18 protein-coding genes, 1 tRNA gene and 1 pseudogene are annotated in these 24,164 nt (G+C 54.1%); 5 read left to right on the top strand and 15 right to left on the bottom strand.

Going from position 1 to position 24,164, the window contains the following annotated elements; all coding sequences use genetic code 11:
• Together N6G83_RS49135 and nac are read left to right on the top strand one after the other, a co-directional pair.
• A partial coding sequence (locus N6G83_RS49135) for an FKBP-type peptidyl-prolyl cis-trans isomerase N-terminal domain-containing protein (protein WP_260524230.1) occupies window positions 1–2,376 on the top strand: 2,376 nt, incomplete at its 5' end.
• 245 nt (window positions 2,377–2,621) lie between these two features.
• Window positions 2,622–3,545, top strand: coding sequence for a nitrogen assimilation transcriptional regulator NAC (gene nac, locus N6G83_RS49130; protein WP_211134759.1), 924 nt, complete (start codon window positions 2,622–2,624; stop codon window positions 3,543–3,545).
• A gap of 24 nt (window positions 3,546–3,569) precedes the next feature.
• On the opposite strand, the gene N6G83_RS49125 is transcribed toward nac, so the two are convergent.
• Window positions 3,570–5,027: an AMP nucleosidase gene (locus N6G83_RS49125; RefSeq protein WP_024530891.1), complete on the bottom strand. Its 1,458-nt coding sequence runs from the start codon at window positions 5,025–5,027 to the stop codon at window positions 3,570–3,572.
• Window positions 5,028–5,373: 346 nt separating this feature from the next.
• Between N6G83_RS49125 and N6G83_RS49120 the strand changes: the two genes are divergently transcribed.
• From N6G83_RS49120 to N6G83_RS49110, 3 genes are read left to right on the top strand one after another with little or no spacing between them, the layout of a single operon-like run.
• The gene (locus N6G83_RS49120; protein WP_211134758.1) at window positions 5,374–6,471 is read left to right on the top strand and encodes a hypothetical protein; all 1,098 of its coding nucleotides are present in this window, start codon (window positions 5,374–5,376) and stop codon (window positions 6,469–6,471) included.
• A complete protein-coding gene (locus N6G83_RS49115) occupies window positions 6,468–7,367 on the top strand; it encodes a phosphatase PAP2 family protein (protein WP_211134757.1) in 900 nt (299 codons plus the stop codon). Before N6G83_RS49120 ends, N6G83_RS49115 begins: the two co-directional genes overlap by 4 nt.
• Window positions 7,368–7,370: 3 nt before the next feature.
• Window positions 7,371–9,875, top strand: a complete 2,505-nt coding sequence (locus tag N6G83_RS49110; protein ID WP_211134756.1) for a PEP/pyruvate-binding domain-containing protein — start codon at window positions 7,371–7,373, stop codon at window positions 9,873–9,875.
• Window positions 9,876–9,944: 69 nt separating this feature from the next.
• On the opposite strand, the gene pagP is transcribed toward N6G83_RS49110, so the two are convergent.
• The 14 genes and pseudogenes from pagP to N6G83_RS49040 all read right to left on the bottom strand — a co-directional run bounded on the left by pagP (window position 9,945) and on the right by N6G83_RS49040 (window position 24,124).
• Window positions 9,945–10,472, bottom strand: coding sequence for a lipid IV(A) palmitoyltransferase PagP (pagP, locus tag N6G83_RS49105; RefSeq protein ID WP_051372450.1), 528 nt, complete (start codon window positions 10,470–10,472; stop codon window positions 9,945–9,947).
• Between the two features lie 273 nt (window positions 10,473–10,745).
• Window positions 10,746–11,756: a type I glyceraldehyde-3-phosphate dehydrogenase gene (gene gap, locus N6G83_RS49100; protein WP_024530897.1), complete on the bottom strand. Its 1,011-nt coding sequence runs from the start codon at window positions 11,754–11,756 to the stop codon at window positions 10,746–10,748.
• A gap of 77 nt (window positions 11,757–11,833) precedes the next feature.
• Window positions 11,834–12,814 (bottom strand): GlxA family transcriptional regulator, encoded by a 981-nt coding sequence (locus N6G83_RS49095; RefSeq protein WP_024530898.1) that lies wholly within the window; start codon window positions 12,812–12,814, stop codon window positions 11,834–11,836.
• Window positions 12,815–12,953: 139 nt separating this feature from the next.
• Window positions 12,954–13,847 (bottom strand): ABC transporter substrate-binding protein, encoded by an 894-nt coding sequence (locus N6G83_RS49090; protein WP_211134755.1) that lies wholly within the window; start codon window positions 13,845–13,847, stop codon window positions 12,954–12,956.
• An 8-nt stretch (window positions 13,848–13,855) separates the two neighbouring features.
• Complete coding sequence (locus tag N6G83_RS49085) at window positions 13,856–14,635, bottom strand: amino acid ABC transporter ATP-binding protein (protein WP_211134754.1); 780 nt, start codon at window positions 14,633–14,635, stop codon at window positions 13,856–13,858.
• On the bottom strand, window positions 14,619–15,545 hold the full coding sequence (locus N6G83_RS49080; RefSeq protein WP_211134753.1) for an amino acid ABC transporter permease: 927 nt from the start codon (window positions 15,543–15,545) through the stop codon (window positions 14,619–14,621). The genes N6G83_RS49085 and N6G83_RS49080 overlap by 17 nt, the downstream gene beginning before the upstream one ends.
• Window positions 15,546–15,556: 11 nt before the next feature.
• On the bottom strand, window positions 15,557–16,066 hold the full coding sequence (locus N6G83_RS49075) for a GNAT family N-acetyltransferase (RefSeq protein WP_199061922.1): 510 nt from the start codon (window positions 16,064–16,066) through the stop codon (window positions 15,557–15,559).
• A 9-nt stretch (window positions 16,067–16,075) separates the two neighbouring features.
• Window positions 16,076–18,346: pseudogene (locus N6G83_RS49070) on the bottom strand (NtaA/DmoA family FMN-dependent monooxygenase).
• 69 nt (window positions 18,347–18,415) lie between these two features.
• Window positions 18,416–19,537: an amidohydrolase gene (locus N6G83_RS49065; RefSeq protein ID WP_199061916.1), complete on the bottom strand. Its 1,122-nt coding sequence runs from the start codon at window positions 19,535–19,537 to the stop codon at window positions 18,416–18,418.
• 10 nt (window positions 19,538–19,547) lie between these two features.
• Window positions 19,548–20,561, bottom strand: a complete 1,014-nt coding sequence (locus N6G83_RS49060; protein ID WP_211134750.1) for an LLM class flavin-dependent oxidoreductase — start codon at window positions 20,559–20,561, stop codon at window positions 19,548–19,550.
• A 631-nt stretch (window positions 20,562–21,192) separates the two neighbouring features.
• Window positions 21,193–22,362: a histidinol-phosphate transaminase gene (locus N6G83_RS49055; protein WP_211134749.1), complete on the bottom strand. Its 1,170-nt coding sequence runs from the start codon at window positions 22,360–22,362 to the stop codon at window positions 21,193–21,195.
• A gap of 261 nt (window positions 22,363–22,623) precedes the next feature.
• Window positions 22,624–22,699, bottom strand: a tRNA-Asn gene (locus N6G83_RS49050).
• Window positions 22,700–22,792: 93 nt separating this feature from the next.
• The gene (gene mtfA, locus N6G83_RS49045; RefSeq protein WP_024528952.1) at window positions 22,793–23,581 is read right to left on the bottom strand and encodes a DgsA anti-repressor MtfA; all 789 of its coding nucleotides are present in this window, start codon (window positions 23,579–23,581) and stop codon (window positions 22,793–22,795) included.
• Between the two features lie 318 nt (window positions 23,582–23,899).
• Window positions 23,900–24,124 carry a YdcH family protein gene (locus N6G83_RS49040; RefSeq protein ID WP_021180872.1) on the bottom strand — a complete coding sequence of 75 codons (225 nt, stop codon included), beginning with the start codon at window positions 24,122–24,124 and terminating at the stop codon, window positions 23,900–23,902.
• Between the last annotated feature and the right edge of the window lie 40 nt (window positions 24,125–24,164).

The raw sequence follows: 24,164 nt of genomic DNA, 5'->3' as shown, positions 1-24,164 counted from the left end.
TTGCAGGAACAGTTGGCTGCCCAGACCAAAGAGCGTGAGCAAAAGGCCCTGCAGGTTACACAGTTGCAAGATCAGTTAGCGGCGCGCAGCAAAGAGAACGAGCAGAAGACCCAACAGGCGATGGCGAAGTTGCAAGAACAGCTGGCTGCCCAGACCAAAGACAGCGAGCAGAAAGCCGAACAGGTGAAGCAACTGCAACAGGCGAGCGCCAAGTTGCAGGAGCAACTGACCGCGCAAACCCAGAACCTTGACGAAAAAGTCCAGCAGTTGAAACAGCTGCAGCAAAACCAACAGTCGTTGGCAAAACTGCAAGAACAGCTTGCCGCTCAGACCAAAGACAGTGAGTTGAAAGCCGAACAGGTGAAGCAACTGCAGCAGACCAGCGCCAGGCTGCAGGAGCAGTTGACCGCGCAAACCAAAGATAATGAGCAGAAAGCGCAGCAAGTGATGCAGCTGCAACAAAATAAGCAAACCGTCGCAGAGTTGCAGGCACAGCTAGTTATCCAGACCAAAGACAGCGAGCAAAAAGCCGAGCAGGTGAAACAGTTGCAACAGGCCAGTAGCAAGCTGCAAGAGCAACTAGCCGCACAAACCAAAGCCAATGATGAGAAAGCGCAACAGCTGAAACAGCTGCAACAAAACCAGCAAGAGCTGGTCAAGCTGCAGGCTCAGTTAGCTACTCAGGCCAAGGACAGCGAGCAGAAAGTGCAGCAGGTCAAACAACTGCAGGAACAGTTAGCCGCTTCCAGTAAGGATAATGAGCAGAAAGCCCTGCAGGTGAAGCAACTCCAGCAAGGCCAGCAAGAGTTGGCCAAGTTGCAGGCTCAACTGGCTGCACAGGCCAAAGATAGCGAACAAAAAGCGCTACAGGCCAAGCAGTTGCAGGAGCAATTGGCGCTGAATAACAAAGATTTCGTGCAACAAGCTCAGCAAATGAAGAAATTGCAGCAAGAGCTGCTAACGTTGGCGAAACTGCAAGACCAACTGACCGTGCAGACCAAAGACAGTGAACAGAAAGCGCAGCAGATAAAGCAGCTGCAAGAACAGTTGACGGTTTATGGCAAAGATAACGATCAGAAGGCTCAGCAGGTTAAACAACTCCAGCAAAGCCAGCAGGAATTGGTGAAGTTGCAGGAGCAGTTAGCCGCTCAAACCAAAGACAGTGAGCAGAAAGCGCAGCAGATTGCCCAGTTGCAGCAGGCTAGTCAGCAGGAGAGTACCAAGCTGCAGGAGCAGTTGGCCGCTCAGACTAAAGACAGCGAGCAGAAAGCCCAGCAGATCGTTCAGTTGCAGAAGACGGGTCAGCAGGAGAGTGCCAAGCTGCAAGAACAGTTGGCCGCTCAGACCAAAGACAGCGAGCAGAAAGCCCAGCAGATTGCTCAGTTGCAGCAGGCGAGTCAGCAGGAGAGAGCCAAGCTGCAGGAGCAGTTGGCCGCTCAGACTAAAGACAGCGAGCAGAAAGCCCAGCAGATAGCCCAGTTGCAACAGGCGAGTCAGCAGGAGAGCGCCAAGCTGCAGGAGCAGTTAGCTGCTCAGACCAAAGATAGCGAGCAGAAAGCCCAGCAGATAGCCCAGTTGCAACAGGCGAGTCAGCAGGAGAGTGCCAAGCTGCAAGAGCAGTTGGCGGCACAAACCAAAGATAATGAGCAGAAGGCGCAGGATCTCGCCCAACTGCAGCAAAAGCTGACTGCAGCCGAGAAAAAGCAAACGGCTGGCACGTCCGTGGTCACGGAGCCTAAAACGCAGGTGGAAAAACGCGATTATGCGATCGGTACCGCGTTGGGTAATGACATCCTGGATTTGCTCAACAGCAAAAAGACGCAGGGTGTAGACGTGAACCGCCAACTGGCACTGGCAGGGGTAACCGATGTGATCAATGGCCAGACCAAACTGGCCAAAGAACAGATTGCCAAAGCCTTGTATGAAAGTGAGTTGGAGCTGAACGATCAGCATAAAAAGATCAAACAGCAGAACGAAAAGCAAGGCAGCAGCTATATCGATAAGTTCAAGAAGCAGCCACGCGTTGTTCAGTCTAAGCAAGGCTTCTATTACCGCATCGACTATGTTGGCGATAGCGTGATTGGTGAGGGGGATACCGTCGCCGTGGTGGTTAAAGAGAGCTTGACCGACGGTAAAGTGATCAAGGACATGGATCTGGCCGGGACGTCAATTTCGCAGCCGCTGAGCGCCTATCCACCGCTGTTCCGTGAAGCGCTAGGCAAGTTGAAGAACCACGGTAACATGACGCTGGTGGTGCCACCTGAACTGGCCTATGGCGAGAAAGGCATGGCACCGGATATTCCACCGGGCGCGACCATGGTCTATAACGTACGCATCCTGGATGTAATACCGGCCTCCGAGCAAAAAGCTCCATAACCCTATAACAAACCCGCCAGATGATTGGCGGGTTTTTTTCTATCTGAACCATGCTGGGGACTGGCAATGCCCCAGTGTGGTGCAGAACCCGGTTTTACCTCTTCATCCATTCCCATCTTATCGTTAACTTTCATTATTTTTTAATCAATTAGACTGATAACACACCGCTTGTTCTGCCTGGCCCGTTTTTTGCTGTAGTTGCAGTAGTTGATATTGAACGCAGTTAACCGCAGGTAGGAGCCACGATGAATTTCAGACGCTTGAAGTATTTCGTAAAGATCGTCGATATCGGCAGCCTGACTCAGGCGGCGGAGGTGTTACATATTGCGCAGCCTGCGCTGAGCCAGCAAGTTGCCACTCTGGAAGGGGAACTGAAACAACAATTGCTGATCCGTACCAAACGTGGAGTGATGCCCACGGAGGCCGGCAATATTCTTTATGCGCATGCGCAAACCATTCTTCAGCAGTGCGAGCAGGCCCAGCAAGCGGTGATCAGCAGTGGGGAAACGCTGGTTGGTCAGGTGGCGGTCGGCCTGGTACAAGGCAGTGCGGCCCCGCAGTTGGCGCTGCCGCTGTTGCAAGCGGTACGCGATCGACACCCTGGGATTTTGCTGAGCCTGCATGAAAATATCGGCAATACGTTGAGCCAACAGGTGGTGACGCAGGCTCTAGATATGGCGGTGATGTACGGGCAGAACATGCCACCGAACCTGAGCGTCACGGCGTTGGCGAAAGAAGATTTGTATCTGGTCGCAGCGAGAAGCATCCCTCATCCGGGCAACAGCATCGATTTATCGGCGGTGAGCCGGTTTAATCTGTTCTTGCCGCGGGAGGGGGACGTGGTGCGCGACCTGGTTGATGAGGCTCTGGCGCTGCGCCAACTCACGGCGAATGTCATTGGTGAGATCGAATCCCACAGTATGCTTTGCGCCGCTATCGCTAGTGGAATGGGGGCGACGATCCTGCCAGAGTCGCTTGCCAGGGCGACGATCGGCCCAGCCAAGGCCTGGATGATCCGTCTCAATGCGCCAGCGCTTTCGGTACCGCTGGCGTTGGTGGTTTGCGGCCAAAAGCCGCTCACTGCGGCGGCGGGAGCGGTGAGGGAAATCCTGCTGGAAATTACCGCCAGCCATCATCAGCCGACGCGAGTGCTGGCTTTGGCGCTGTAGGGGCGCCAAAGCCAGTCCTTTGTATCAGCGGAACGGAGGCTCGTTGAAGGTGCGCAGTTTGCGTGAGTGCAGATGTTCACCTTCAGCCCGCAGCAGGTCGATGGCACAAATCCCGATCTGCAAGTGTTCAGAAATCGCACCTTCGTAAAAACGGTTGGCCTGGCCTGGCAGTTTGATCTCTCCGTGTAGCGGTTTATCAGATACGCACAGCAACGTGCCATAAGGCACCCGGAAGCGATAACCCTGTGCCGCGATGGTGGCGCTTTCCATATCGACGGCGACGGCGCGGCTGAGGTTAAAGCGCAGCGCGGAAGCCGAATAGCGCAGCTCCCAGTTGCGATCGTCGGTGGTGACCACCGTACCGGTGCGTAACCGCTGTTTTACCGCTTCTCCCGGCATACCGCTTACCGTTTTGGTGGCGTCATACAGCGCGCGCTGAACTTCCGCGATGCTTGGGATTGGGATATCCGGTGGCAGCACTGAATCTAAGACATGATCGTCACGCAGGTAGGCGTGGGCCAACACGTAATCGCCAATCGACTGGCTTTCCCGCAGGCCGCCGCAGTGGCCAATCATCAGCCAGGCATGGGGCCGCAGCACTGCCAGGTGATCGCAGATGGTTTTAGCATTGGAAGGGCCAACACCGATATTGACCAGCGTGATCCCCTGGCCATCGTTGGCGATCAGGTGATAGGCGGGCATCTGGTGGTTCTTCCAGGCCAGATCGGACACCGTCTGCTCTGGATTTGGCGTTTCTGCCGTCACAAAGTTCCCGCCGGCGCAAGACAGTGCGATATAGGGGCTGGCCGGATCGGCGATCTGGCTACACGCCCAGCGGACAAACTCATCAACATAGCGTGTGTAGTTGGTAAACAACACAAAGTGCTGAAAATGTTCCACTGGCGTGCCGGTGTAATGCCGCAGGCGGGCCAGTGAGAAATCGGTCCGCAGTGCGTCGAAATGGGAGAGTGGAAAATGGTTGGCAAAAGGAGACAGGCCGTCTGCATTTTCATCGCCAATCTGCGCCAGTTCGGTGGTGGGGAAATGCTTGGTAAGCCCGGCACTCATGGTTCTGTCCAAGGCCAGATCGGAGCCGTCAATCACATAAGGGAAGGGGATCTCTTGTTGAGAGGGAACGACTTCGATCACGGCGGCATATTCACTGGTCAGCATTGCTAGCTGTTCGGCAAGATAAGGGCGGAACAGCTGCGGCCGGGTGATGGTGGTGGTGTAGCTGCCAGGCCGGGTAAAACGGCCATAGGCGCGAGTTCTTGGATGATCGGGATGTTCACCATCCCAGCGTACACGTAGTTCCGGGTAGGAAAACAGCCCCGAGGCACGGGCCTGCGCCTCTGGTAGGGTACCATCCGCGATAAATTGTTTGATGGCAGCGCGCAAGGCGTTGACCGATGCGTCATACAGAACTTCGAGTTGGTCGAGGGCTTGCAGGGCAGTCAGCGACGTATTGTTAGGGGTATTCATTGTTTTTCCTCGGTTCTTGCGATACCCCAGCATAGCGTAAAGCGTTGGCCGAATGAATCTATCTGCAACTGCACTTGTGTGAAGTCGCTATAAGGCTCAGGGACCTTTATTGCTGACAAAACCGTAATCGGCTCGTGGCGTTGGGGCGTTGCATACTGCGCCTGCTTGGATAATAAATGGAGCAGATTGGGTGCCAGGATAGCGTTTATTTCCATGAGGTTTCTGTTGTTAAAGCTGATTGTGTCCAGCTATGATGGAGCGCTGAGTCTGCAAAGGGCGGGCTCAGAAGTAGGCATGGCGTCTGGTTGATGGGCGCGGTGCGTTTGACCTCGGGAGACATAGGGATATGGAGCAGGGAGCTTCCAGCCAGACACCTGGCTATTTACGTTTTACGCCAGGGCAGCCACTCTCGCTTTGGCACCGCTGTGTTGCCCGCTTGCTAGTGCACTTCTACTATTCTTCCCTGAAATTCATGACGCCGAACGGGCAACGTATCGATCCGTTGGACGGCAAGATACCAACGCTGCTGCTAGCCAGCCATCGCAACGGAGCGACGGACGGTTGGGTATTCAACCAACTTTTGCCCGTCGCGCAGTTTCTCACCTCGGTTCAACTGCTGCGCTCGCGCTTTCTGCGGTTAATGTTCGCAGGGATCCCAGTCGTTCGTGATAAGGATCGCCAGCGTTATGGTTATAGCCGCGCTCAGGCGGGGAACCCTATTGTGCATGCTATCGCTCATCTTAAGCAGGGCGGCAGTGTGATCGTCTTCCCCGAAGGTACCAGCGAATGGGGGCCAGGGCCGCAACCCTATTATCCTGGAGCGGCGAAAATTATCCGGCGGCTGATGCAGGATAAATGTCGTTTTCAGGTGGTGGTTGCCGGTTGCTTCTATCGGGCTCCGGATCGCGTTGGCTCTGGCGTCGAACTGATGGTGGGTGAACCTCTGGTTCTGCCTGAGCAGGGCGATGTCAGCGCAGTAGAGTGGGAGCAGAGTATTCAACAGTGCCTGAGCCAGGCGTTGGACAGCGTCTCTGTTAACTGCCGTGATGAACATATGCTGGCTCAGGTGGAAGCGCAGGCCTGGAATTCTCTCCGTGATGGGGATTCTTTCGCACGGGCGTTTAAGCAGGCAGAGCAGCAGACGTTAAGTGAGCCTGTTGTCGCGGCCCCGCAGGTAACTCATTCTTTATGGGATCAGCTGTTATGGCGGCTGTTCATCCTTACTCTGTTACCGGTGTGGCTTGCTGGCTGGTGGACAGGGCGCCGCGCCGATGGCCGCAATACCACCACCTTTTTCCGCCTTGCTGGTGGTTTCGCCATGGCGCTGGTTTGGCTCCCCTGTTTGTTGATAGCCGTGATGTTTTATCCTTGGTTGTTGCTGCTTTATGGTGCGGCCGCGTTAGGATGGCTGCGGCGGGGTAAATTTGCAGGAGGCAAAGCTTGAATAGTCGTATCGAACCTCATCCAGGGGTAGCCAAGTATGGCGTGAGGTTCAGCTATCGCTGCTACCTTGGGGTGATTGCTCTGATCTTGATGGCCGGGATAGTTAGTGCCATCCGCCTGGGGGACCGCCAGTTTATTATCCCCGGTGCGTTTGGCCTGTTTGCCCTGTGTTTGCTGTTCAAAGCCACCTATGCCCGTTCGGAACGTTGGAAAAGTTGGCTTGGGGTGATCCAGTTTGCCTGCAGTTGGCTGGTTTTTCCGCTATTCAAGGCGATCCACCTGGTGACACAGAGATCCTTTGATACCGAGTTACTGGTGTTAGACCGCGCACTGTTTGCAGGCGTTGGCGCGACTGAGCGAGTCCGCGTGCTCGAAAATTACTGGCTTTCGGAAATCCTGAGCCTGTGTTATCTCGCCTTTTACCTGCTGATACTGGTGCCAGTGATCGTTTATGCCGTTAAGCGTAAAACGCAGGCCAGCCGTGGCTTCTTCTATGGTTTGATGCTGATGTATCTGTTTGGTTTTATCGGCTATGGCCTGATCCCTGCCGCTGGCCCTTACCTGCAATTCCCCGAACTCTTTACCTATCCGCCGCTTGGGGGCGCGATCACTGGTTTTCTGGTGGGCCTGGTTGCACAGGGAGGGACCGGGATGGATGTGTTCCCCAGCCTGCACTGCGGTATCAGCCTGTATATTCTCGGCTATCTGCTATTGCAGCGGCACTGCTGGATAGCCTTGCTGATCTTCCCCGTTGTTGCCGGACTGGTCTTGGCAACGCTCTATCTGCGCTACCACTATGGCATCGATCTGATGGCGGGGACATTACTCGCCAGCTCGGTGCTGGCGTGGTTGCGCAACTGCGGTTATTTTCGTCACGATGCCACGCTAAGGATATAGCACATGCACGTAGCAACAGATTTTACGTTGGTCTTTTCCGATGTCCGTGCCACCGAGCTGCAACTGAGCGGGGGGAAAGGTGCCAGTCTGGCACGCCTTACCGCTGGTGGTTTACCGGTCCCCCCAGGGTTTATCGTTACCAGCGGGGCATACCGCCAGTTTCTCGCCCCTCTAAAATCACAGATCGCCGCTATTTTGCAGCAGAGTGACAATGTCGCCGCGCAGAGTCAGAGTATTCAGCAACTGATTCGCGCACAACCTATTGATGAGGCGCTGTCGCAGCCGATTGTCGAACGGTTGCAGGCAATGGGGGAGGAGCACTGGGCAGTTGCCGTACGCTCGTCTTCCACCTTTGAGGATTTGCCAGGCGCCGCCTTTGCCGGGCAGCACGATACTTTCCTCAATATACATGGAATGGCAGAAACCCTCACAGCGCTACGGGATTGTTACGCCTCCTTGTGGCATGAGCATGCGATGCTTTATCGCTCTCGCCTGGGTCTTGCCCACCTGGATGCCTCAATGGCGGTGGTGGTACAGAAGATGGTGGAGATGACGGCAGCAGACAGTGCGGGGGTCGCTTTCTCGATCGATCCTGTGCAGGGCGATCTGAACCAGGTGCTGATTAATGCCTGCTTTGGGCTGGGCGAATCGGTGGTCGGGGGAGAGCAGGAAATCGATGAGTTCCGCGTAGCGCTACCAGACTTTACTGTGGTGGAGCGCAATATCGGGCACAAACGCGAGATTATCCTCAAGGATACTCAAGGGGTTAAGCATCTGGCACTCTCTGCCGAGCAGATGGGGCAACCCTCGCTGACCGATGCCCAGTGCCAGATGGTGGCAAAAATGGCCCGGCAGGCGCAGACATTCTTTGGTTTTCCGCAGGACATCGAGTGGGCGTTTTCTGCCGGAGACTGCTATCTGCTGCAATCACGGCCAGTGACCTATGTACCTGAACGCTGGACGCGTGATGAGTCCGCAGAGCGCTTCCCCAATGCGGTGACCCCGCTGACCTGGGATCTGGCCGAAGAGGGTTTCCATGAATCGCTGAACTTTTCCTTTGAGTTGATGGGCCTGCCGCACTTTGGTGGTAAGTGGTTTGCTATCAAGAATTTCTATATTTATGGCAATCAAAATGCGGTAGAGCTCTATGCGGGCGGCATGCCGGGGGGCATCAGCTCTATCGAACAACTGCAGGTGGCACTCCCTGAGCTGGCCAGGCGCTACTCTTGGGTTCAGGAGTTACCTGTTTTCTGGATGCGCGATCTGGATACCTACCTGTTAGAGATCGGTGCACTGCTACGTGAAGACCTTTCTGCCCGCAAACTGGATGAGTGTTGGCAATACGTACTGAACGTGCGCGATGCTGGTAAACGCTACTTCCTGCCTAATATTGCCATTTCACTAACTCAGCGCACATTGTATGCCGTGCTCTACCAGATCCTGAACATGTCGCTGGCGCCAACGGAGGCCAAAGCGATGTTTGACCTGCTGCTGTCGGTTTCCGATACCAAAACCGGGCAGGTGAATGCGGAGCTTTGGGAGCTTTCCCGGCAGATACGCAATGACGTGGCCTTGCAGCAGGCGTTTGAACAGTTGCCTTCAAGAGAGTTGGTCAATCAACTGCACGCCTACCCGGTATTTGAGGCACAGCTGACGCAGTTCCTGCAGCGCCATGGTCACCGTGAGCTGGACTTTGATGCCTACTATCCAACCTGGCTGGAGGCACCGCATATCGTGCTCGATCAGTTGAATATGCTGGTGGAGCTGGCCGATGAAGATTTGGCTGGACAGGCGTTGAATGCCAAGTTGGCGGCCTCGGCGGCACAGCACCAGTTTTTGAGCCAGGCCCCGGAAGGGATGCGTTATTTTATTGAAGAAGTGATCCGTCTGGCCCGAGTTTATACCTACCTGGACGATCTGGAGCATTACCAGACCACGCGCCTGACGTTGCCGTTCCGCAAAGGGATCAAAGAGGTGGGGGAAAGACTGGTGGCGCGTGGGGTATTGAGCGAGGCCAGCGACATCTACTTCGCACCGTTCAACGTGATTGATGAAGCGGTGAGGCAGGATCGGTTTGAACCACTGGCACAGGCGGTGCGAGATAACAAGGTGGGCTGGCAACAGGCTAAGCAGCAAAGCCCAGCGTGGAATTTCGGCGAGCAGGCCAATCCGGAAGACATCCCGACCGGCAACGAGTTGAAAGGCTTGGCGGGTAGCCCCGGCACCATTGAGGGCGACGTGTTCCTGATCCACAGCCCGGAAGATTTTGCCCTATTCCCCAAAGGAGCGATCCTGGTGGCGCGCACCACCAACCCGGCCTGGACGACGCTGTTTTATCGTGCCAGTGGCGTCATTACCGAAAGCGGCGGGCCGCTATCTCACGGAGCAGTAACGGCACGTGAGCTGCAATTGCCCGCCGTAATGAGCGTCAAGGGCGTGATGACCCGTTTGGAAAACGGCATGCGTGTTCGGCTGGATGGTAAGACCGGAACGGTCAGTGTGTTGTAAGTTGCTCGAAAGAAAGCCCATTTAAATGAGTAAATGGGCCTTTTTCTACCCGCCATAAATCCCCGGTTATTAAAAACTAAAGCGTAACCAGGCAAACAGCACGTTGCCGTTGTTGTAGGTTCCGGGGATATAGGTGAACTGAACGGTTGCCTGCTTATAGCCAGCGGAGAACAGTGGCAGCACGATAGGCAATGGAATGTAGTTACCGAAATCCCGGCGTGCGGTGATCCCCGCCGTCACTCCAAGCCCAAGGCGGAAATCTTGATTCTGATCCAGATACCAGCCCTTTTCCCAGCCATAGCCGGCAATCGGCTGCCATTCATTATGGGAGTCTTTAAACATCATGGCATACAGGGCGCTCCAGTCTCCCTCTTCGTTATAGCGGGAGATCCCAAAGCCACCGCCCCACGGCATCTCATTGTAGTTATCCGTTTTTTCCTTGTCGTACATAAAGCGGGCGTGCCAACTGATAAAGGGGAGATACAAATCGTGGTATTGCGGATCCTCCCAGGTTTGTGCGACTCCGCTGGTTAAAGAATTCCACCAACCCGAGACCCTCCCGGTACTGGGTTCCGGTTCTGCTGCATGAGTTGGCATGGTTAGCAATAACAGCCCTGTCCAGACCACTGCAAGAAACATCCGCATAGCGTGCTCCTTTGATGAGTAATGACCCATAGTATTCTGTTTATGAAGTAATTTTTCTCTTTATAGGTATCGTACCAGCAGTATTACACTGACAAGTTAAAGTCTAGCCGATGGCTGGCGCTTTTCTGTCTGGTCCTCGCTAAAATTCATTGGCTGGTTTGTGGAGCGGATGGAGAGGAGGGGGGGGCGAGAAGGGGCGCTGCATAGAGCGCCCGCTTAGAGAAATTACAAACCGCGTTGATCCATCAAAACAGCCAGGTCAACCAGACGGTTAGAGAAAGCCCATTCGTTGTCATACCAGGCGAGGATCTTCACCAGATTGCCGCCAATGACCAACGTAGACAGCCCGTCGATAATTGATGACCGTGGGTCACCCTGATAGTCGCTCGATACCAAAGGCTCATCGCTGTAGCCCAAGATATCTTGCAAGGGTCCTGAGGTTGCCGCTTTGCGAAATGCCGCGTTCACTTCTTCTACCGTCACATCACGTTTGAGCGTGACGGTCAGATCAACAATCGACACCACGGGCACTGGCACGCGCAGTGAATAGCCGGTCAGGCGTCCGTCCAATTCCGGGATCACTTTACCGAGCGCTTTCGCCGCGCCACTAGAATAAGGCACGATAGACAGTGCGGCGGCACGGGCTCCGCGCAGATCTTTTTCAGGTTGATCGTGCAAGGCCTGGCTGTTGGTATAGGCATGGGTGGTGTTCATCAAACCATGTTCAATACCGAAGCTTTGGTGCAGGACCTGTGCTGCCGGTGCCAAACCGTTAGTTGTACAGCTGCCGTTGCTAACCACTTTATGCAAGGCGGGATCGTATTTCTCATGGTTGACACCCATCACGACCGTGATGTCATCGTCTTTACCGGGCGCAGATAAAATCACCCGTTTTGCGCCACCCTTGGTGATGTGTACTTCAGCTTTGGCTTTGTCGGTGAAGAATCCGGTGGCTTCGATGACTACATCAACTCCCACGCTGCTCCACGCAATAGCGCCTGGATCGCGCTCGGAGAAGACGTGGATGGTTTGGCCATCCACCAGTAACTGCCCTTCAGAGGCTTCTACACTGGCGGCCAATGTACCTTGCAGCGAATCGTATTTCAGAAGATGAGCCAGGGTTTTGCTGTCGGTCAGGTCATTGATTGCCACCACCTGAAAGTCATTGCGACCCAGCGCGGCGCGCAGTACGTTTCTGCCAATTCGACCAAATCCATTAATGCCTACTTTGACCATGATGTGCTCCTAGGTGAGTTATCTGGTTCCAAAATAGTGCGTGGGTGATTTGGCGTAAATGACAAATAACAATCAATTTAGGACATGTTGCGAGCGTGAAAACGCTCTCGATAATCTGACGGCGTGAGTTGTAGATTTCTTTCAAACACGCGACGCAGGTTGAGGCTGTTGCCAAAACCCGTGGCGGTGGCGATTTGTTCGAGCTTATCCGAGCTTTGTTCCAGGTGTTGCCGTGCTACGTCGAGGCGGACTTCTTCCACATACTTGGCGGGGCTGATCCCGGTTTCACGGGTGAAAACGCGGGTAAAATTCCTTGGGCTCATGGCAACGTGTTCCGCCAGCCTTTCAACGGATAAATCGTCGGACAGATTTTGCAGTATCCACGTTTGCAGGTCCCGGATTGGACCAGGCGAGCTGGCTTGGCTGAGCAGAAAACGGCTGAACTGAGATTGTCCTCCGGGGCGGCGCAGGAACATCACCAAGTCTTGGGCGACATCGCGCGCTAACGTGAAGCTGTGATCGTCTTCCACTAAAGCCAGGGTGAGGTCGAAGCCTGAACTGACGCCAGCGGAGGTCCAGATATTGCCGTCCTGAAGATAAATCGGGCCTTTCTCAACGTGGACATTGGGGAATTGAGCTTGCATCGCTTCAAGTAGCCGCCAGTGTGTGGTGGCTCGGCGGCCATCAAGCAAACCGGCCTGAGCCAATAGCCACGCACCGCCGCAAATCGATACGATCCGCCGTGCATACGGCGCAGCCTGACGCAGCCAATTGACGACGATATCGCTTTCCTCAACGCTCATACCTCTGCCGGTGATCATAATGGTGTCATGTGGCAGCGTAGGGTCAAGATCAGTGAGACGGTGATCGGCCAGTAGATTCAGCCCTGAGCCCCCATGGATCACGCGGTGCGCCTGGGTCGTGGCAATCGACACCCGATACGGTGGATGCGCGGTATCCGTCGGCCTCAAGCGGTTGGCTTGCATCAGGATATCGGCAATGCCCGTAGGCTCGAATAGCATGCCCCCTTCGGGGACGATAATCAAAAAAGTGTGCATGTCCTTAAAATACAAATTAGACAAAATAAGTCAAGTGTGGGCTGTGTAGGGGGAGGGGGACGGACAAAGTGGCAATGTTGACTTTTAGGGGACGAACATGTTCCAGCGTAGTGGGCGCCGCATGCAGCGCCCACTTGGCTTAGTATGAGATCCCGGGTGGATTTACTTCGGATACTGCAACGTCTTCCCCTTGCTCACCCCAGCGCGCCAGCACCTGTTGATACTCACCTTGCGCTATCGTACCGTCTAGCGCAGCCTGTAGGGCATGAACCAGCCCGTTGCCCTTTTTGGTGGTGGTGGCCACATAGGCTTTCTTTGGCCCCAGCCCGACTACGCGGGTTTGGCCCGTCAGCGCGGCTTTGTAGGCGGCTACCGACTGCGGGCCGAACATGACATCTGCCCGTCCAGACTGAATATAAAGATTGCCGGAGGCGTCATCGGTCAGATAAATCGGCTGTGCGGGTTTCAGGCCCTCACGTTGATTCTGCTCATTCCAACCCAGCAGAATTCTCTCCTGGTTGGTACCTGAGCCGACAATTACCCGCAGCCCCGCCACATCCTCGGGCTTACTGATAGATTGAATATCGCTGGTCGATTTGACCGAGAACGCCAATGAGTCAGCGCGATAAGTGGCAAAATCAAATTTGGTCTTGCGCTGTTCCGTGACGGCAATGTTGACTAGCGCAACGTCATAGCGGCCAGAAGTGATCCCTAGTGGCCAGTCTTCCCAGGCGGTTGGCACCAGCTTCAGCTTTAGCCCCAGGCTGTCGGCGAGCAGCCGCGCGATGTCCGGATCGCTACCCATGCGCGTTTTATTGTCGCTGGCCAACAGCGCTAGCGGTGGTGAATTGAGCGCGGAGATGGCTACCGTCAGCGTCCCTGGCTCTACGAAGCGGTAATCTGCTGGGATCTTACTGATGGCCTGCGGATTTTTAGTTGTGCGGAGCGGTTGTTCATTGGCAGCCAGATCGATATTCCCTTGTGCCAAGGCGACGGAACTGAACCAGAGCAGCGCCAGAAGTGTATATTTCATTTTTTCCCTTAAAGGACTTTAGATAAGAATTGACGGGTGCGAGGGTGCTGCGGGCGTTTGAGCACCGCCTCGCTGTGGCCTTGTTCAACGATCTTGCCATCAACCATAAACACCACCTGATCGGCTACCTCCCGGGCAAAACCAATCTCGTGCGTTACCACCACCAGCGTGGCACCGGAGCGGGCAAGCTTCTTGATAACGTCAAGCACTTCCCCCACCAGTTCCGGGTCCAGTGCAGAGGTGGGTTCGTCAAACAGCATGACGCGCGGGCGCAGTGCCAGTGCACGTGCAATCGCAATGCGTTGCTGCTGGCCGCCAGACAGATGACGCGGCCAGGAATCGGCTTTATCGCGCAGGCCCACCACATCCAGCAGTTCAAGCGCTTGCTTAATGGCGTCCTGGCGGTTCAGATGACCATGGGCGATTGGGGCTTCAATCAGGTTTTCCAACACGGTGAGGTGCGGGAACAGATTGAAGTTCTGAAACACATACCCTACGTTGATGCGCTGACGCAGGATCTCTTTCTCCTTCAGTTCGTAAAGCTTATCGCCCGACAGACGGTAGCCGATGTAGTCGCCATCAATCTGAATAAAGCCTTCATCAACGCGCTCCAGATGGTTAATGGTGCGTAACAGCGTCGACTTTCCTGAGCCGGACGGCCCGAGGATCACCGTTACCGACCCGGGTGGAATTTCCAGAGAAACGTTATCCAGCGCCTTATGACGGCCAAAAACCTTGCTGACGCCGGTAATGGAGATGTGGCCTTGGGTGTTATGCGATGGGGACATGGATCACCTCCGGTGCAGCTGGGGCAGTCTGATGCGATGGGTTCTGTTTGCCCGCTTCCTGATTAACGGCGGAGCGGCGTTCGCTGCGTGCCAACCAGCGCTCGACGACGTGTTGCAACAGCGATAACACGCTGGTGATCGCCAGATACCAGACGGCACCCACCATCAATAGGGGGATCACTTCCTGAGTGCGGTTGTAAATCATCTGGATGGTATAAAACAGCTCAGGCATGGCTAAGACGTAAACCATCGCGGTCCCTTTGGCGAGGCTGATAATTTCGTTGAAACCGGCAGGCAGAATGGTACGCAGCGCCTGAGGTAGAATAATACGCAGGGTACGCCGCCAGGCGGGTAAGCCTAGCGCAGCTGCGGCCTCATATTGACCGTGATCGACACCCAGAAAACCACCGCGAATGATCTCTGCCGTATAGGCACTTTGTACCAGCGTTAACCCCACCACTGCGGTGGAAAACTGGCCGAGCACGTTGATGGTGGCAAAGCTGCCGAAAGCAATATCGGTAAAGGGAATGCCGATGGAAAGCCGCTCGTACAGGTAGGAAAAGTTGTACAGAATAATCAGCACCACGATCAGCGGTAGCGAACGGAACAGCCAGATATAGGCCCATGCCAGGCTGTTTAACAGCCATGAAGACGATAGCCTCGACAGCGCGAGCGCACCACCGATGATCAGGCTGAGTACGGTGCCTAGCAGCGTCAGCAGCAAGGTCTGCGCTACCCCCGAGAGGATCACCGGATCAAAGAACCAGCGGGCAAAAACCGCCCATTCCCAGCGAGGATTAAAGGCGATCGACTGGACGACGATCGCCAATACAAACAGCGCCACGACGGCCCCAGCGGTGCGTAGCGGATAACGCGCCGGAACCACTTTAATGCTGGAAGATGAATTCATCGGTGGGCTCCTCAGGCGATATTGCTTTGACTGGCGAAGGTCAGCGTTTTGATAAAACGCAGGCGGCCGTCATAGGGCGGTACGCTGTACTCTTCATGGTCGCGGTGAACGTCGAACTGCGGTTCGTATCCTTGCCCCAGATAAAGCTGCACGGCTTCCGGCTGGCGAAATCCGGTGGTGAGATAGACGCGGCTATAACCCGCCAGCAAGGCACGACGTTCCAGTTCCCGTACCACACGGCCCGCCAGGCCCTGTTGGCGCAGTGACGGATGTGTCCAGATACGTTTCAGCTCTGCGGTATGCGGGTCAAAAGGTTTGTAAGCACCGGTCGCAATGATTTCGCCATCACGCTCCAGCACCAGAAACAACCCCTGCGGCGGCAGATACCATTGCACCAGTTCCACTTCGGCATCGCGGGAGAAATAGTCGCCATAGCGGGCGGCATATTCGCCGAATAACCCGTTGATAATCGGTTGCAACTCTTTGGCTTCAGGCGAAACATCACGAAATATGTCACTCATGTGGCCTCCTTAATCGCCTAATCCTGCCGGGTTGATCTCGGAGGCCGAAAGGCGCTCAATGCCTTCTCCCCAGCGGTTAAGCACTTTTTCATAATCCCCATTGTTGATAACGCCATTCAGCGCGGTTTGTACGGGTGCTACCAGGCCGCTGCCTTTTTTCAGCGTTACTGCGATATGTGCCGCTTTTGGCCAGCCACCGTCCACGCTCCCGGCCAGACGGGTTTTGCCAGTGAGTGCCGCCTTCCAGGCTCCAGTCACGTTCGGGCCAAAGAAGGCGTCGGCGCGCCCAGACTGCAGTGCCAGCGTTTGGGCTGCGTCGTCTTTGGTATAAATCGGGGTAAAAGGCTTCAACCCTTTCTGCTGATTTGCCTGATCCCAGGCCAGAAGAATGGCTTCCTGGTTGGTGCCAGAACCGACGATAATGCGCAGCCCGGGAATGTCTTCTGCCTTCTCAATGGACTTGATCGGGCTATCGGACTTAACGTAGAACCCGAGGGAGTCTTTACGGTAAGTGGCGAAGTCGAACCTCTCTTTGCGCTCCCTGGTAACGGTAATATTGCTGGTAGCGGCATCATATTTGCCGGAATAAACGCCAAGTGGCCAATCCTCCCAGGAAGTCGGAACGACGTTAAGTTCCAGCCCCAGGCTATCCGCTACCAGGCGGGCGATATCGACCTCGCTGCCCAATAGCGTTTTGTTATCTTCGGCAAACACGGTCAGCGGCGGTGAATTGAGCGCTGACACCGCGACGGTGAATTTACCAGGGACGGCAAAGTGATAACCCTGCGGCAATTGGGCCACCGCCTGCGGATTGATCTTGGTATTGATCGGCGCCTTGTTCGCCTCCAGGCTGACGCCCGCGCCGTTAATCGTCACACTCTGTGCCCAGGCGGCAGGGCTAAGCGCCAGCGCCAGGAGTAATAGGGTTTTCTGCATAGCGTTGTCTCTTTTATCGTTATTGGTTTATTGCGGTGCGAACTGGTTGGCCGGCGAACTCAGACCCAGACTTTCACGCAACGTCGTGCCCGGGTATTCCGTACGGAAAAGGCCGCGTGCTTGCAGTACGGGCACCACTTCATCGACAAAACGCGGGAAGGTATCTGGCGTACCGCCCTGGATAATAAAACCGTCTGCTGCAAAGGTTTCGAACCAGTGCTGCAGGCCATCGGCAACCTGCTGTGCCGTACCGTGAAAGCGTGGGCGGGGAGTTGCGGCTTCCAGCGCTACCTGGCGCAACGTCAGGCCACGTTCGCGGGCATTACGCTTGATTTCATCGGTGGTGCTGCGAAAGCTGTTTTGCCCGAGCTCACCCACATCGGGGAAGGGCGCATCCAGAGGGTATTGGCTGAAATCGTGGTGCTCAAAATAACGGCCAAGGTAGTTGAGCGCGTCTTTGATGGAAACCAGGGCTGCGGTCACCTGATACTGGCGTTCAACATCCTCGGCATTTTTTCCGACAATCAGGCTGACACCCTGGAAAATATGCAGTTCCTCCGGGCTGCGGCCAAAGCGTTCAAGCTGGCTTTTTACGTCACGATAAAACTCCTGTGCCGCTTCCAGAGTTTCATGGTGGGTGAAAATAGCATCTGCATGGCGCGCCGCTAATTTCTTTCCATCATCCGAAGCGCCAGCCTGAAATATAATGGGGCGACCTTGTGGCGTGCGGCCAATATTCAGTGGGCCAGCCACCTGGAAAAAATCACCGTGGTGATCCAGCGTGTGTAATTTAGCAGGATCAAAATATTGGCCTGTGGCTTTATCGCGAGTAAATGCATCTTCTTCCCAAGAATCCCAAAGTCCTTTCACCACATCCAGGTATTCATCGGCAATGCGGTAACGCAATGCATGCTCAGGATGCTTTTCGCGGGAAAAGTTTTTTGCCGAGCCTTCCAGCGGTGAGGTCACTACGTTCCAGCCAGCTCTGCCGTTGCTCAGATGGTCCAGGCTGGCAAATTGACGAGCCACGGTGAAGGGTTCACTGTAGGACGTCGATACGGTGCCCACCAATCCCAAACGGCTGGTAATGGCGGCGAGTGCAGATAATACCGTCAGTGGCTCAAAGCGATTTAAAAAATGCGGTATGGATTTCTCATTAATGTATAGGCCGTCAGCCACAAACAGGAAATCAAGCTTTCCCTCTTCGGCCTTGATGGCCGTGTTTTTCACAAAGTCAAAATTAATGCTGGCATCTGCCTGTGCTGCCGGGTGTCGCCATGCGGACATATTGCCAGACGCGCCGTGTAATATTGAACCCAGGCGCAGTTGTCGTTTTAATGACATGTTTACCCCTCATTTTCAGACAATAGATTTTCCAAGGGATATAGATCCCCTTGATATTGATTTACTCTGTCAGATAGCTTGCAGTGCTCTTTCGGCCAACGCCGAAAAATAGCGCGCGGCGTCTTCAATCAAGGCTTCATCAGGGCTAAATGCCGGGTGATGCAGGCCGTATTCACTGGCGCTACCGATGCTGACAAACGCCCCGGGGATTTGGTGCAGATAGGCGGCAAAATCCTCGCCCCCCATATGCAAGGCGGCGGTCTGGGTTTTATACCCTTCAGCCTGAGCGACTTCGGTTGCAAAGGCTGCCCATTTGTCGTCGTTGATCAGCATGGTCGGACCGGCAAACCACGCCACCTCAATCTCTGCACCGAAAGCGGCAGCCAACCCGGCTGCGATCTGCCGGATATGTCCTTCAACCTGGCGTTGTACATCGGCAGAGTGCGTGCGTATCGTGCCCTCTAGCTCAACCTTTTCGGGTAACACGTTCCAGGTATTGCCGCCTTGAATGCGGGTAACGCTGACAATAGCGGACTCAAGCGTATTAATGTTGCGGCTGGTGATACTCTGGAACGCCGTCACTAGTTGGCTGGCCAGCACGATTGCATCCACGCCTTCATGCGGGCGCGCCGCATGGGCTCCCTTGCCCTTTACGCCAATCACAAAGCGATCGACGTTGGCATAAAAGGCACCTCCTCTGGTGGCGAAGGTCCCTACCGGCAGGCCGGGTTCATTGTGCATGCCAAAAATAGCGCTCACGTCATGCAGAACGCCAGCTTGTATCAACATTCTGGCCCCGGTGAAGTTTTCTTCCGCAGGTTGAAACAGCAACCGTACCCGGCCAGCAAGCTGCGCTTCACGCTTTTTAAGCAGCAATGCCGCTCCTAGGATCACGCTGCTGTGAACATCGTGCCCACAGGCATGCATGACTCCTTTATGGCGTGAACTAAAGGAGGCTCCTGTTGCTTCCTCAATCGGTAAGGCGTCAATATCCGCACGCAAGGCGATGACTTTCTCGCCCTTGCCAACCTCGGCCACGACACCCGTAGCGAGATCATACGGTAGTAGACGCAGCCCGGCGGATTCTAGCCAGTGGCGCAGCCGCGCGGTGGTGGCGATTTCCTGTCCGGAAAGTTCCGGGTTGCGATGCAGCTCGCGTCGCCAGTCAATGAGTTGCTGTGCAAATGTCATCTTTTACCCTTTAGGCGGATTCATTTTCGGTGGCATAGCTCGCAATACCTTCTGCGAGCAGGCGTAATGAAGCGATCCGCGCCGATCCCTCGGCGATCGGGGTGTCGATGATGAATTCGTCAATCCCAAACGCCTGTTGCAAGGTAGAAAGCTCCGCATGGACGGTTGCGGCGGTTCCTGTAATCAGCGAACGGGTACGTTGTTCAATCAGACGGGCAGGGCTGCCCGCCTGGCGGGCAAAGGCCTGGGCCTGAGCCTCACTTGCCACGGTTACACGCTGACCATTCTCCAGCTCAACCCCCCATATCTCCACCTGAGCCGCCAGCGCGGTTGCCTCAGCTTCGCTCGCGGCCACAATCACCTGCACGGCCACCAGCGTGTCGCGTTGGCTGTGGTTTCGCCAGGTAGTAAGGACTTCCCTCATCAGGGACTTATCGCCATTAAGATGAGCCGCGAAAACGAAATTCCAGCCCAGCTGTGCCGCCAGCAAAGCGCTCTCGTTGCTGGCTCCTAGCAGGAAACGGTCTGCAATATGCGACGGGGTGGGGGTGGCTCGCACGGCTTCATCTCCTTCGTCTGTGGCGGGCAAAGAGAGCCAGTTATCAAGCTGCGCAAGCTGGTCGGCAAACGAGCCTTTCTCTTGCTGATGAAGACCTTGTTGCAGCGCCCTAGTTGCCAATGGCAATCCGCCCGGGGCCTTACCCACGCCAAGATCGATACGGCCAGGTGCCAACGAGGCCAGCAGGTTGAAGTTTTCAGCCACCTTATACGGGCTGTAGTGCTGTAGCATTACGCCGCCGGAACCCACGCGGATATGGTGAGTCTGGCCAAGGATCCAGGCAATCACCAGTTCCGGTGAAGGGCTGGCGAGGTGAGGGCTATTGTGGTGTTCAGCAATCCAGAAGCGATGATAACCCCAGGTTTCGGCCTGTTTTGCCAGGTACAGCGTGCGCTGCAAGGCATCAGACGCGGTTTCCGTTGCTGCAACCGGGCTTTTATCCAGCAGGCTGATTCGATAAGACATGTCATACACTCGTTCCAATTAACATGGTTTTATTATTGGAACGCCGGGCAGGCTGGGGGAAACAATTTATTTACATTTAGTTAGCTAAATAGTGGGAAAGCATCAACAATAAAACCCATCATCAGGTGACGCAGTAGTCAACTTTTAACGCCGATTTATTCAACAAAGTCACACGTATCTTGAAAATTATCGGGTATATTATAAATTTGACAATACAACGGAGTTAACAATGAGCAATCCATACAGAGAAAGAAAATGTATGAAACATCTGATTTTATTACACGCCTTATTTCAATGGATGATGCGGAAAGTTTGTTAAATTGCTATTCGGATGTGAACTTTATACCTCATTTCAATTCGGATATGTGTACTGGCAACTTCAATTTTAATACGATAGAAGAAATGAAAAACTCAATAATAGGTTGGCTTGGTTACGTTAAAAAATTTATTTGATACTATGATGAATTATTACGGCTAAAGTGTAACGGCTATAAAAATGATATATGATAAAGGTCATTGAGTTATGCACATATCCATGGTCAGTAAAGCCAGTGAATCTGGGGCCCACAGCATCCGTCGCAGAGGGGAAAATCTGGCCCAGGAGCAAGACTGACTGCTTCTGGGCCATTCGTTATATCCAGCCCTTGGAACGGAAGTCGAGCATGGTTTTTGCAACAAACGCCATTTCCTGAGGTGTCCCTAACGAAATTCGGCACCAGCTTTGCGCAGGTGGAAATGCCCGACCAATTAAAATCCCCGCATCTTTCATATGCTGCTGATAGTCTTTCAACGGCACATCCAGCTTATGAAAAACAAAATTTCCCTCGGAAGGCAGGTAAGGGATTTTCAGCGTATCCAGAGCCTGTAGTAAAATTTGTCGCGAGGTATCATTGCTTTTTTTGCTGTAACGAATGAAAGATTGATCATCCATTGAAGCCAAAGCGGCATCTACCCCGCAGAAGTTGATTTTTTCTCCTGCAACATAATTTTCAAGACGGGCAATCACTGTCGGGTGTGCCACCACATAACCGACACGCATCCCGGCCATGGCAAAAATCTTCGAAAAGGTTTTCAACAGAATCACATTATCGGCACCTTGTCTTACCAATGGTGAAACTGAACGAAAACGGGGATCGTTAACAAATTCTGCATAGGCTTCATCAACAATAAATATTGTGTTAGCCGGTTTGCTATTAATCCAGGGTTCGATCAGATCGGCCGGAGTAATCGTTGCAGTCGGGTTGTTGGGATTGACCAAATAGACTAGCGACGGGCCTTTATGCTTTTCTACGGCTTGTTTTAATCCGTTGATATCAAATTGCCAACCATCAAGCATCGCTACTTTTGTGATTTTCATACCCGCAATGGCGGCGAAATGTTCACCGTCGCCGTAAGTCAGTTCCGGGATCACCAACTGTGAGTCCGGTGTGGCATACGCTTCTATCGACGCACGTATACCTTCTGAAGAACCCGCTGTCAGTAAAATACCAGTTTCTGGTATCTGATACTGACTGGCTAGCTTGTGTCTTAGGGTGATTATTTCTTCTTTGGCATAACGATTGGCTTTGGTGACGGCATCACGTGCGGCAACCTGTGCTTTGGGTGACATGCCGAGCGCATTTTCATTAAAGTTAATACGAATGGGTTTATCGGCAGTAGGAACCGCGAAGGTATCACTTGCGGGGAGTGTTTCTGACAATGCAGGGTGGCTGAGACCAGCCAATGTGACAGTGCCAGCTAGAGCTCCAGAGAGTTTTAATAATTGGCGACGCTGTGTATTTACCACAGTATGTGCTGACATAACGTTTTCTCCTTGTCGTAAAATAACTGCAAGGCGATCACGCAGGAATCATGCCAGTTTTCAACTTGTTGATTTATTGATATTTATAATATTAGTCACCCTATAATGCACCACGATGAGCGCAAGATTGCACCATGATGCATGTATTCAGACTTCCCGGCGGTGCCAGCTTGCCCGCGTCATCGGCGATTCGATTTGGGGGGCATGGCTTCACAGACAGCAAAAAGCCCGCTTAGTTACCTAAGCGGGCTTTTCTAAATATGGCTCCTCTGACTGGACTCGAACCAGTGACATACGGATTAACAGTCCGCCGTTCTACCGACTGAACTACAGAGGAATTGTGTGAACGGGGCGCATCATATCCAGCCGTTCAGATCGTGTCAACGCAAAATTGATTCTGGGGGTGCGACAGCTCATCATCTGAGCAAACTCAGCCCCGTTGTGGCTCGCTGTCTGCATACCAACGCTGCAAACGGGCCAGCGGGTTTTGTTTGTAGAAGCGGCAGAAGTGCTCGTACAACGCGGGGAAGCGGTTGGCCAGCAGCTCTGGGGCGCTAAAGAAATACTCGGAAAGCACGGCGAAGCACTCAGCCGGATCGCTGGCGGCGTAGGCATCCATGCTGGCGGCCTCTTCACCCACCATATCGATTTCGTCTTGTAGATTTTCCATCGCGGCGTGCAAGTCGTATTCCCAGGCGGCAATATCGCGCAGCGGGATGGGGGGGACGCCGGTGGCGGTACCGCCATTACGCATATCCAGCTTGTGCACCGCTTCATGGATCACCAGGTTGAAACCGGAAAGGTCGAAGGAGTCTTGCACGTCTAGCCAGTTGAGCACGATAGGTCCCTGTTCCCAGCTTTGGCCCGCTTGTACCACCGGCCCGGAATGCACCAGACCAATATCATCCTGCCATTCATCTTCCACCACGAAGGGGGTTGGGTAGAGCAGGACTTCGTTAAAACCGTCCAGGCATTCTGCCCCCAGTTCCATCACCGGCAACGCAAACAGCAGGGCAATACGCGCCTGCATCAGGGATGTCAGTTCCAACCCTTGTAAAGGCACGATACGTTTATTTTGCAAAATCTGGCTGGCAACCGCTGCCAAACGCCGCTGCTCTTGCTCATCCAACGGTGAGAGCAGGGGGATGGACAGGGCTTCCTGCCAGTCGGCAAACGTTTCCGCCTGCGCTTGATTTGCTTTCCACGGCCATTTAATCATTGCGTTGCTCTAAGGGTCACTGGAACATTCGGCTGGGGCTGATAGCGTCAACATGCCGCAAAAGGGGGCTCTATAGCAAGCGTTTCACGCAGAGATAACGGGGTGGCGAACGGGATGACCTTGCACACTGTCAGGGCTTTGCCCACTGCGAGGATTTAAAACCCTCTCTGCGCTACTATTCAATCACTTACGCTTAAGTTTGTCTGTGACCAAAGTCCCGAAGAATAGAATCCGAAGCGTTAAATAAGCAATTTTATTCAAATGGGCTTAATGGAGCTCAAGCGGTGATCCCCGCAGTAGCGCGGGGATCGACGTGCGCTACTTGGCTGCGGCTTCCTCTGCCTTTAGTATTTTGTGTAACTCATCCTTAATATGTAGCTTCTCTTTTTTCAAGCGAACCACCTCGTCAGAGTAGCCGTTGCCTGCTGGCCCTTCTAACCTGGAGATTTGGTGGTCGAGTTGGTTGTGCTTATCAAACAATGACTGGAAGCGGGGGTGGCTTGATTTCAGGTGCGATATTAACTCACGGTATTCTGGAAACATACTCAAGCTCCTTTGAGTCAAACTGTACACTGGAGGGCTT

The sequence above is a fragment of the Serratia sp. PL7 genome (genome assembly GCF_945957435.1).
Note: the sequence above shows the minus strand (reverse complement) of the source record. Positions and strands in the feature narration are given on the sequence as shown.